Annotated in this window: 7 protein-coding genes; 4 read left to right on the forward strand and 3 right to left on the reverse strand. The window is 61.1% G+C overall.

Going from position 1 to position 9,738, the window contains the following annotated elements; genetic code table 11:
• Positions 1-337 precede the first annotated feature (337 nt).
• The 3 genes from VMH22_09255 to rfbD form a co-directional block, all read right to left on the reverse strand.
• The gene (locus VMH22_09255) at positions 338-832 is read right to left on the reverse strand and encodes an NUDIX hydrolase (GenBank protein ID HTW91883.1); all 495 of its coding nucleotides are present in this window, start codon (positions 830-832) and stop codon (positions 338-340) included.
• 6 nt (positions 833-838) lie between these two features.
• Complete coding sequence (locus tag VMH22_09260) at positions 839-1,954, reverse strand: hypothetical protein (GenBank protein HTW91884.1); 1,116 nt, start codon at positions 1,952-1,954, stop codon at positions 839-841.
• Positions 1,955-2,260: 306 nt separating this feature from the next.
• Complete coding sequence (gene rfbD, locus VMH22_09265; GenBank protein HTW91885.1) at positions 2,261-3,160, reverse strand: dTDP-4-dehydrorhamnose reductase; 900 nt, start codon at positions 3,158-3,160, stop codon at positions 2,261-2,263.
• Positions 3,161-3,278: 118 nt separating this feature from the next.
• Between rfbD and yidD the strand changes: the two genes are divergently transcribed.
• From yidD to VMH22_09285, 4 genes are all read left to right on the forward strand, one after another.
• Entirely contained in the window at positions 3,279-4,529 is a 1,251-nt protein-coding gene (yidD, locus tag VMH22_09270; GenBank protein ID HTW91886.1) for a membrane protein insertion efficiency factor YidD, read from the forward strand.
• Positions 4,526-5,422: a hypothetical protein gene (locus tag VMH22_09275; protein HTW91887.1), complete on the forward strand. Its 897-nt coding sequence runs from the start codon at positions 4,526-4,528 to the stop codon at positions 5,420-5,422. Before yidD ends, VMH22_09275 begins: the two co-directional genes overlap by 4 nt.
• A 21-nt stretch (positions 5,423-5,443) precedes the next feature.
• Positions 5,444-8,104, forward strand: a complete 2,661-nt coding sequence (locus tag VMH22_09280; GenBank protein ID HTW91888.1) for a CRTAC1 family protein — start codon at positions 5,444-5,446, stop codon at positions 8,102-8,104.
• A 147-nt stretch (positions 8,105-8,251) separates the two neighbouring features.
• Positions 8,252-9,016, forward strand: a complete 765-nt coding sequence (locus tag VMH22_09285; GenBank protein HTW91889.1) for a hypothetical protein — start codon at positions 8,252-8,254, stop codon at positions 9,014-9,016.
• Positions 9,017-9,738 lie beyond the last annotated feature (722 nt).

The following is a 9,738-nucleotide window of genomic DNA, read 5'->3' on the forward strand; positions in this document are numbered from 1 at the left end:
CACCCGGCGGGGTTCTGATGGAGGCTGGCGGGTGGAATTCCTCGGCGTTTCCGCGGCCGGTCTGCGCCGCGACTACCGAGTCTCTTCGGAAGGCGAATTGCGGTCAGGCCCTTTCCACGACTGCAAATACGACTTCCCAGCCGGATCGCATCACGGCTCGCAGGTCAACTTGCGACGCCACCTGTAAGGGGACTTGCAGGAGAACTTCCGTGGCGACTTCGATGACTTCTTGCGGGTCGATGCCAAGGGCGCTCGGAGGCGTGCTTTGTCGCCGGGCCGTCGGCCGTGTCTGTCCAGGCGAGCCCGCCGCTACGAGACGAGAGACCTAGCGGGGCATCTATCGGCGAGGAATCGCGACGACGCTTGGGGCTGGGACACGGTCCGACTCCTCGGCGGAATCGGTCATGTCCTTCTGTCCCGGCATGGATCGCGCGCCGGATTCCCGGAAGTCTCTCAGTATTTCCGCGTGGTCGAAGACCAATTCGGTTTCGGTTATTGCGTCTAGATCAATCAAGCGGTAGCGGTCGGCATCGTCCCCAGCCCTGGGCTTCCCGATTCCGCGGGCTGTGAACACGACCGACACCACATGCCCACGCGGATCCCGTCCCGGGGCTGAGTAGACACGGAACTGCCGCAGATTCTCAAGATCCAGCTCAGTTTCCTCCTTGACCTCCCGCCTAACTGCGGCTTCGACGCTCTCGCCAGATTCCACAAACCCACCGGGAAGGGCCCAACCAAGAGGCGTATACTTGCGCTGAATCACGAGCGCCTTGCCGTCCACAAGGACTATGCAGTCAACCGCCAGCCTTGGTTGCCGAGGCTTATCCTGCATGTGGCATCACAGCGGACCTTGCCCGGCTGCCCCGCCCTTGTCATGAGCCAAGCCCAACGCAGTCAGGACGGTCTGAACAAGCCTGCGCTCAAACACGCTCATGCCCTGGGGCGTGGACTTGTAGAGTACGTGCCGAAGGTGCATGAGATCGAACGGAACCTCATCGTCCTGCGTGATGAGAACTACTTCCTTGCCCATCGCGACGCATATTCCTGTCTCGTAGAAGACGTTCGGGTTGCCACGCGTCAGATCCGCAACGACGATTCTTGCATTACGCAGGGCGAGCACAATGTCATCCATGACCGGCCTGTTTGAGAATATGCCGTCCGCCCTCAGCACGTCCAGTCCGACCTCCCGGAGCGCGTTGCGCATGTGGTCGTAGACTGGCTTGAGTTGCGGTCGAAAGGGCATGAGTACAAAGCACAGGTTCGGATTGACGTATGGATGCGGTACAAAAACCGGTGACGAACCGCGCATCTCTAGAAACTGCGCGACCGCGCTGTCCAAACAATCACGCGTGTTCTCGATTACTGTCAGCGGCTCACCCGACCTGTGCCGACCGTTAATGAAGGCCAAGTCGAGCACGTTCAGCTGCATCCGGCGTCGGATGAACTGCAACGGAGTCGCGCTTCCGTACTCTTGGCTGCTGAACGTCCGGTCAGCCACCTTCATTCGGAGTCTTCGCCGGAGTTCGACGTTCGGAGCGAAGTCACTCTCCAAGCATCTCGGATCAAAGAGCTCATCCACCGTCCCCGTGTGAACAAACACCGTCGCGATATTCGCGCCGTAGGTGGCCTTGAGCTTCGAGGCACCGAATGTGCCAGACATGATGATCCCGTCATCAACCGAGTGTATGGCTTCTATGATGTGGCGGGCATCGATCCCGAAGTAGTACCCTTCATATTCCTCGATGTGTACGAAGTCGCCCGCCAGTATCTTGCGCAGGAAGCCCGCCTTAGGTACGAAGTGGTAATCGACTCCGTCCCGTTCTCTCGGCCGTCTGGGTCTAGACGTGGTCCTGCACAAGAGTTGTAGACGCTGTGGACGCATCTTCTGAAGAGCCCGGAGGAACGCCGTCTTTCCGGCTCCAGAACAACCGCATACAGCGTATATGCGCCCCATATGTTCGCCGTGTTCAGCGTATTGGCAGGAACGACAAGTTCATGTCAACGGACCGGAGACGCCGATACTACTTGACGGTACCGATAGAACTAGCTCAGCCATCTTGCCTAATTATACGTTGTCAGGAAACTCAGTCAATTCCGCGATGCAGCGCGTCCGACCCCATCGAGTGGCCGGTACGTCAAGCGAATGGTGACTCGATCTCTGAGGCGGATATGTTACGGTGCTCCTCCGCCAACATCGGAATACGCCAGTAGGGACTGTCATCAACCGGGGAAAATGCAGTCGTCCGCGAGCTCAGGCTACTTACCCTTCATTGTGACCCGAGCTACCGGATGGTGCAAGCAAGGAAGCAGAAGGGATTGCGTCCTTGCCCTGGATGTAGTTTGCCAATGCCTCCTGCCAAGGTCTCAGTTCCCTCCCGAATCGGCGCTTGAAGTTGCGATTCTCCAACACGGAGAATGCCGGCCGCGGCGCCCGTCTGGCAGCCGTGGCGGTGTCAATCGGTACGACTTCACACTTTGCGCCCGAGAGCTTCACCACTTCCGTCGCGAGTTCGAACCAGGAACATTGGCCGGAGTTTGTCACGTGGTAGAGACCGAAGTGCTTGGAACGGGCAAGATCCCACAATGGCCGGCACAGGTCACGCGCATAGGTCGGCGACCCAACTTGGTCGCTAACCACTTCTATTCTTGGAACTTGCTGCGACTTCTCACGTATAGTGTCAACGAAGTTTCGGCCGTACCTGCCGTAGAGCCAGCTCGTGCGTACGATGAAATGGCGGCGACAGCTCCGCGTGACCGCGTTCTCGCCCATCAGCTTGGTCCGGCCGTAGATGGAGAGCGGGTTGGTGGCGTCGTTCTCGCGGTAGGGTCGCCTGGATCGGCCGTCGAAGACGTAGTCGGTCGAAAGGTAGACCATTTTCCGGCTGAGCTCCTCAACGCCAAGCGCCACAGCCCAGGTGCCTTGAAGGTTGACGCTGGTCGCTCCGCCCGCATCGTCCTCGCAGCCGTCCACGTCAGTCCGTGCAGCGAGGTGGAACACGACGTCGGGGCCAACCTGGTGAATGCCATTGATGGTCTTCTCAACGTCGGTGACGTCATGCTCGGGCAGATCCCAGCCGATGACCTCCTCATTCTGGTGGCGAAGAAATTGCACCAGATCAGTCCCAAGCATCCCGTTGGCACCGGTGACTAGGCAGCGCATATGACTCGGTGAAGCCGGCCCGGCAGGAGACGCATCTGTCTGAGTGTATCCCCGGCGGCCACGGAATCAAGTCGCCATGGGTTTGACTAGTTGCGGCATGGGACTATACTGACGCAAGTTGGCAAGAACCATCTTCGTCGTTCTCTGGCTGGTCTGCACCGGCGCCGCCCGTTATGACCCGCTATCGGTCTCCGGCGAGTGGATGATCAATGCCTACAAGGCGGTGCTCTCGCCGCTGCAGGGCCAGAACGTCTGCAACTTCCAACCCACGTGCTCGCAGTTCATGAAAGCCGCAATCAAATCACAGGGATTCTTTCCGGGCGTATTCATAGGCGCCGACCGCCTGATGCGCGACAACCCGGAAGTCTGGGCGTACTACGGGAATTACTACACGGGCGGCGTTGTGAACGGCAGAATCCCTGACCCGGTGGAGAACCACCTCGCATGGCGCAAGCCGGCCGACGAGCCGGGGCTCCTGGTGGCGGCGTCGCCGGGTTCCGCTCAAGAGAGCACCGGAGGCAGAAACACGCCCCCGATTCCGAACCTGAGTTTCGCCGACTTTCTGTACTCTTCAAGCGATTATCAGCTGGCTGCGGCAGAGTACCTGAGAGTGAGATTCGCGTCGGGCTCGCCCGGCGTAAGCGCCTATGCCGGGCTCATGGCGGCTGAGTCGTACCTGCGGGACGGGGACATTCCGGCGGCGCGTCACGCTTTCAAGGACCTGGAATATCCATCATCACACGACTTCAAGTACTACGGGCTCGGCCGGGCCTGCTTCGCCGAGGCCGACTATGCCGGAGCACGCGCTGTTCTCGATTCAATCACTTCCTCTCCCCTCTCGCGACAGGCCCGGGACCTATCCGGCTGGACATACTTCCGGCAACACCGATTCGCCGACGGCGCGTCTCTGCTCAAGCCGGCTGGTGGCGCGGGGCAATCGACCGCGGCCGAGGACGAACTGTCCTCAATGGATGGACGCGCCATTCGACGACGCTCCCGACTCGTAAGCACCCTGCTCTCTGCGGTCATCCCGGGCGTGGGACAAATCTACTCGGGCCGAGCCGGCGACGGAGGATACTCGTTCCTGACCGTTGCCGGGGCCGGCATCGTCACCTGGTGGTTCGCTGAGGAACACGGCAAGTATGACCCGACGTACGTCAAGGTATCCATCATCGGCGCCATCACCGCTCTGTTCTATGCGGGCAATGTCTACGGGGCAAACATCGCGGCCCGCGACTACAACCGGCTTCAGGAGCGCCGCTACGTCCAGCGCGCCGACTCTCTGTTTGGCCTCATCCCGCTGGAGCCGGACTATCGGGCGCTACTCGACTCGGTGCCTCGTGACACAGCCACCGCCGGCCGCCAATGATACTGCTTCTCGTCCTCTTCTCCCAATCGCCGATCGCCAATCACCAATCGCCAATCGCTGAAATGGCCCTGGGAGACTCGCTGCTCAAGCATGGCTTCAACGACGTGGCCGTGCAGGAGTTCAAACGCCTATCATGGCTCAACGAATCCGACAGTGCCCTTGCCGGCCGAGTGCATTTCAAGCTCGGACTCAGCCTCGCAGCCGCGTCTCAACTGGCGGACGCGGCCGAGGAACTGCAGGAGGCGGCGCGCAGCAGCCCGGAACTGTCCGAACCGACCCATGCCGCAATGACCGGCTACTACGCCCGCGCGAAGCGGTACGACCTTGCCGCCTTCGAACTCTCCGACATCCTTGTCTTCACGCGCGACTCGGCCCGGCGGGCTAAGCTTGAGTCGGCAATGGGCTGGCTCCAATTGCACGAAGGCGATGTCGCATCCGCGGCAAGAAGCTACGACCTTGCCGGCATGCAGGACGTGGCCGGCGTAATCCGGTCCTCCGACCATGGCCCGAGCCGCAACTCCACGCTCGCCGCAGCGATGTCCACGCTCCTGCCCGGTTCCGGTGAGGTATACGCCGGGCAACCGGCGAAAGGGCTCCTGGCCTTCGCTGTGAACGCCGGTTCGCTCGCCTGGGCCACCGCCGCGGCCAAGAGCGGCGACTGGGTGAGCGCGTCGGTGATTATCGGCGTGCTGTTCTGGCGGTTCTACAACGGTTCGCGTTCCAACGCGGCTGCCTTTGCCGACGACTTCAACTCCCTGTCCCGGCAACGCCGCATCGAGCGGCTCGCGGCTGAGCGGCAGGAACCGGATTGGTTCGGCGAGGTCGACAGCGTGCTTGGATACCCGTTGAGGCCGGCCGACTCATCGGCCCATTCCGTACCAAGTCTGAGATAGCCGGATCGACAGGAGGCACAAATGAACGCGATTCTGCTTCTCTCCGCGATAATGAGCGTGGTCCCGCAGCCGGACCTGCACGCATTCCTCGCTCGCCGCGACTACGACTCGGCAGTGCAGTACTATCACCGACGTCTGTCACGCGACCCGGCCGATGTCGAGGACGAGATCAACCTCGCCCGGGTGTACGACCACTGGCACAAGTTCGACTCCAGCCTTGCCTGGTGGAACCGGGTACTTGTGCAGAGTCCGAATTGCGACTCGGCCATTGACGGTCGCTGGGGCGCGCTGTACAACCGAGACCAGAAGGACTCGCTCAAACTCGCCGCCACGAAGAGGCAAATCGCCCAAGAGGCTTCCGCGTTCCTCGCCGAGACCACCGCTCGCTCGCTGACCCTTGCGTGGGACGGCTTCAGCCTGTCCGACACGTCGCTTGCCCCGAAGGTCGGCTGGCTCATGATGGAGCAGTTTCCCTTCTCACCGCGCGCCTACGAAGTTACGGGCAACGCCTTCTACGACTCGCTGGAACCGGTCTGGACCAACGACACGCTCAAGATCCCTATCATCCGCCGATTCCTTGACCGGCTGCCCAGAACCGAATGGCGTCAGACCTTCTACACCTTCCTGCTCAGCTCCCGGTTCGGACTCAAGGACACTGCCGGGCTCCGCGCCGACGCCGATGAGATGATTCAAGACGACCCTACTGACCCGTTCCGCTACCGCTACGCTGCTGCCCTCTTCGACCGCCTCAGATTCGATCCCAAGGCAGCCGAATCCTGTGCACGCAAGGCCATCGAGTGGCAACCGAGAGCCACCAAGTCGCCCAACAAGCCTCAGCAACAGTGGGACATCGAATACCCACCCCTGCGCGGCTCCGCTCTGCTCGCGCTGGCCGAGGCCCTCAAGCTTCAGGGCAGGCTGGCTGAAGCCGAAACCTCGGTCACACAGGCCATAAGCGAGTTTCGCTGGGACCCTCAGCAGGAAGCCACACCCGGCCCGTTCTACTGCCTGCTAGGCGAAATCAAGGAAGCGCAAGGCGACAGTTCAGAGGCCTCGGTCGCCTACGCGAGAGCACAGGACGCCGGCGACTCACGCAACTACTGGTCCCTGCGCGCTGACTCCGGGCGCGGCCGCATGAAATGGCGCCTCGTTGGTTGTCGCTTCACGGGGCCATCATTCACCGACGTTACCGACTCGTTCGGGCTCAAAGACCGCCACGAGTCGCGCGTGGCTTGGGGCGACTACAACAGCGACGGCTATCAGGACCTGCTCCTCAACGGCTGCGTCCTGTTCCGCAACGACTCGGGCCGCGGGTTCACAAATGTCACCGACTCCGTGGGCCTAAGCAAAGCAAACGGCCGTGGCGGGCTGTTCGCCGACTTCAACAACGACGGCTGGCTTGACCTCTACGTAGCCGGTGCAGAAGGCGGTGCCCGGTTCTACAAGAACGACTCGGGCAAGTTCGTCGAACTCTCCGACCGTGCGGGAGGACCTGACAACATGTACCCGACCGAAGGCGCCGGGTTTGCCGACTTCGACAACGACGGCTGGGTTGACCTCTACTGCGCCAATTACGAAAACTGGGAGAAGCACACGTACTATCCGGACCAGCTATTCCAGAACCAGCACGGATACTTCGCCGACGTCACCAAGAAGGCAGGCATTATCCCGCCCTACGGCATTGACCTTGCCGGACGTGGCGTCAACTGGGGCGACTACAATAACGACGGCTACCCGGATTGCTACGTCTCGGACTACCGGCTCTGCGAGAACCTGCTCTGGGTCAACCACCACGACTCCACCTTCACCGATGACGCGGCCCAACTCGGCGTGGCCGGAGACGAAGTGAACGGCGCTTACGGCCACACCATCGGCTCGGAATGGGGCGACTACGACAACGACGGCTGGCTCGACCTCTTCTGCGGCAACCTCGCCCACCCGCGCTACATCGAATTCTCCAACCGCTCGATGCTATACCACAACCAGCTCGGATCGTCCGCCCCTGGCCCCGGTTCGGGATCCTCAACTCCTCTCCACTCCCTCCTCTCTCCTCCCTTCACGGACGTCCGCGCCGCCTCCGGCATCCGCTACGAGGAGACCCACTCCGACCCGGCGTGGGCCGACGTGGACAACGACGGCGACCTTGACCTGTACATCACCTCAATCTACGAAGGCCGCCGCTCGTTCCTCTACCTCAACCAGCTTCACTCACCCTCTTCTGACTCTACTCCTGCCAAGCCCGACTCCCCTCCTCACTTCACGGACGTGACTTGGAACTCCGGCACGCGCGTGTTCAACGGCTGGGGCTGCGCTTTTGCCGACTTCAACAACGATGGCAAGATGGACCTCGTAGTCGGCTCCGGCTCCGGCGTCCGCCTCTTCCGCAACGACACCCAGAATGGAAACCACTGGCTGGAAGTGCGCGTGATTGGACACAAGGCAAACCGGGCCGGCATCGGCGCGCGGGTGACGGTCACACAGGGCAAGAACCGTCAGATTCGCGAGGTCGAAGGCGGTAAAGGGACCATGAGCGAAAACTCGCTGGTCCAACACTTCGGCTTCGCCAATGTTGCATCGCCGGTTACGGTCGAAGTGCGATTCGGCCCAAAGAGCACAGTCGTGCTCAAGAACGTGAAGCTCGACCAAATCATCACGGTTGATGAGAAAGCAACGAGGCCTTGAGAACAGCGAACCACCTCACCTTCGCTTCGCTCTCCCTCTCCTCGACGAGGAGAGGGTATGGGGTGAGGAGCGCCTCCTGCGGTCTGCTCTCGGCGCCTTGGTGACTTTATGGTGAACTCCGTATTGTCCGAAGTAAGGAGGATTGAGATGAAACCGATTCTGCCTAATCTACGGTTGTCCTTCCGCTCTACGTCTGGGGCCAATCTGCGTAATCTGTGGATGTCTGCTTTCTCCGTGACTGGACACCATCTGCGTCATCTGCGTAATCTGCGGTTAATCCTCTCCGGACGGTTCCATTCCGGCTTGCTGGTCTGCATCGCCGTACTGCTCTTCGCCGCGTGCGCCCGGGTCTACGTACAGCCCGCCATCGACCTGCACCCGCGTGAAGTAATCGGCCTCATCCAGTTCGCCACCAGCACCAAGGGCGAACTGGCCGGACTCGTCACCCAGAAATTCATCGAGGCGGTCACTGAGGACCAGACCGACATCAAGATAGTTGAACTCGGTGACGAGGCGACCGTGCTCGCCGCGGTCAGTCAGAGCCGCCTCGGCCCGGAAGCATTCAAGGCTATCGGCGACAAGTACAACCTCAAGACGGTCTTCACCGGTGAACTCGACGTATCCGGCGTCAACCCGAGCTGCGCCTTCGGCCCCGGCTACGCCAGCGTCGCGGCCAAGGTCAACGCCCGGCTGACCGCCAAGCTGGTCGAAACCGCGACCGGCGCAACCCTCTGGAGCAACTCCGCGCGGGACGAACGCACGGTTGCCGGCGTCGACAAATCCGGCGACGACTTCTCATTCAACGCCCAGGACAAAGAAGAGGCCTACGGCGACCTGGCGCGCAGCCTGTGCGAAGGAATAACCTACGACTTCCGCGGCACGCGGCAACATCGTTGCTGCGGGAAACACTAGCGCTTACCCTCACGAAACTGCGGGCGGGGCCTGCAGCGAAGCCCCGCCCGCCTTGCCGATCGAGCCAGGCGAAAGACGGGGACTGCACGGCGTTGAGTTTGACGGAAGTGCTCCGGCGGACTGTCCCTATTGGCCATCGCTCAAGACAATTCCCGTTCTTCCGGTTCCAGAACCCTTGGCGTACTTGGAGACCTTGGCGGTCCACCCCTCGTTTACAGCGGAGTCGGCCGAGCAATAGAGGGAGCAACCTCCAGAGCAACCGAGAAGACAACGGCCGAGACAACCCGGGAAACTACCGGGAGAGCAACGAGGACGGCAACCCGCGGAGTTAGCCAGACCGCAACGGTCCGACCAACCCGGAGGAGAACCGGTGGAGCAACGGGCAGACTAACCGGGAAAGCTAGCAGGAGAGTAACCGGTAGACCAACCCGGCGAGTTGCGGAGGAAGTTCATCTGGGAATTGCGGCGGAGATAACCCGTCGGGCTATGTCCCAACCAATCCCTTAAGCTATCCTGGGGGTAATCCCCTGGGTGGGGGAGTCGATTCGTGAGCTACAAGCCTAACGCCCCAAACAGTAAGCAGATAGCCACGAAATCCGTCTTGGCGTCTTGTAGACGTATAAGGCAAGCGTGGCGGAAATGCCGTTGAAAGTGAGCGCGGCTAGTGGTTGCGGATGAGTGAGTTAAGTCTGTTTTCTCTGCTGTATTCTCGTGCATGGCTA

The organism is bacterium (assembly GCA_035505375.1).
Taxonomy (GTDB): domain Bacteria; phylum Hydrothermota; class Tepidihabitantia; order Tepidihabitantales; family Tepidihabitantaceae; genus UBA2258.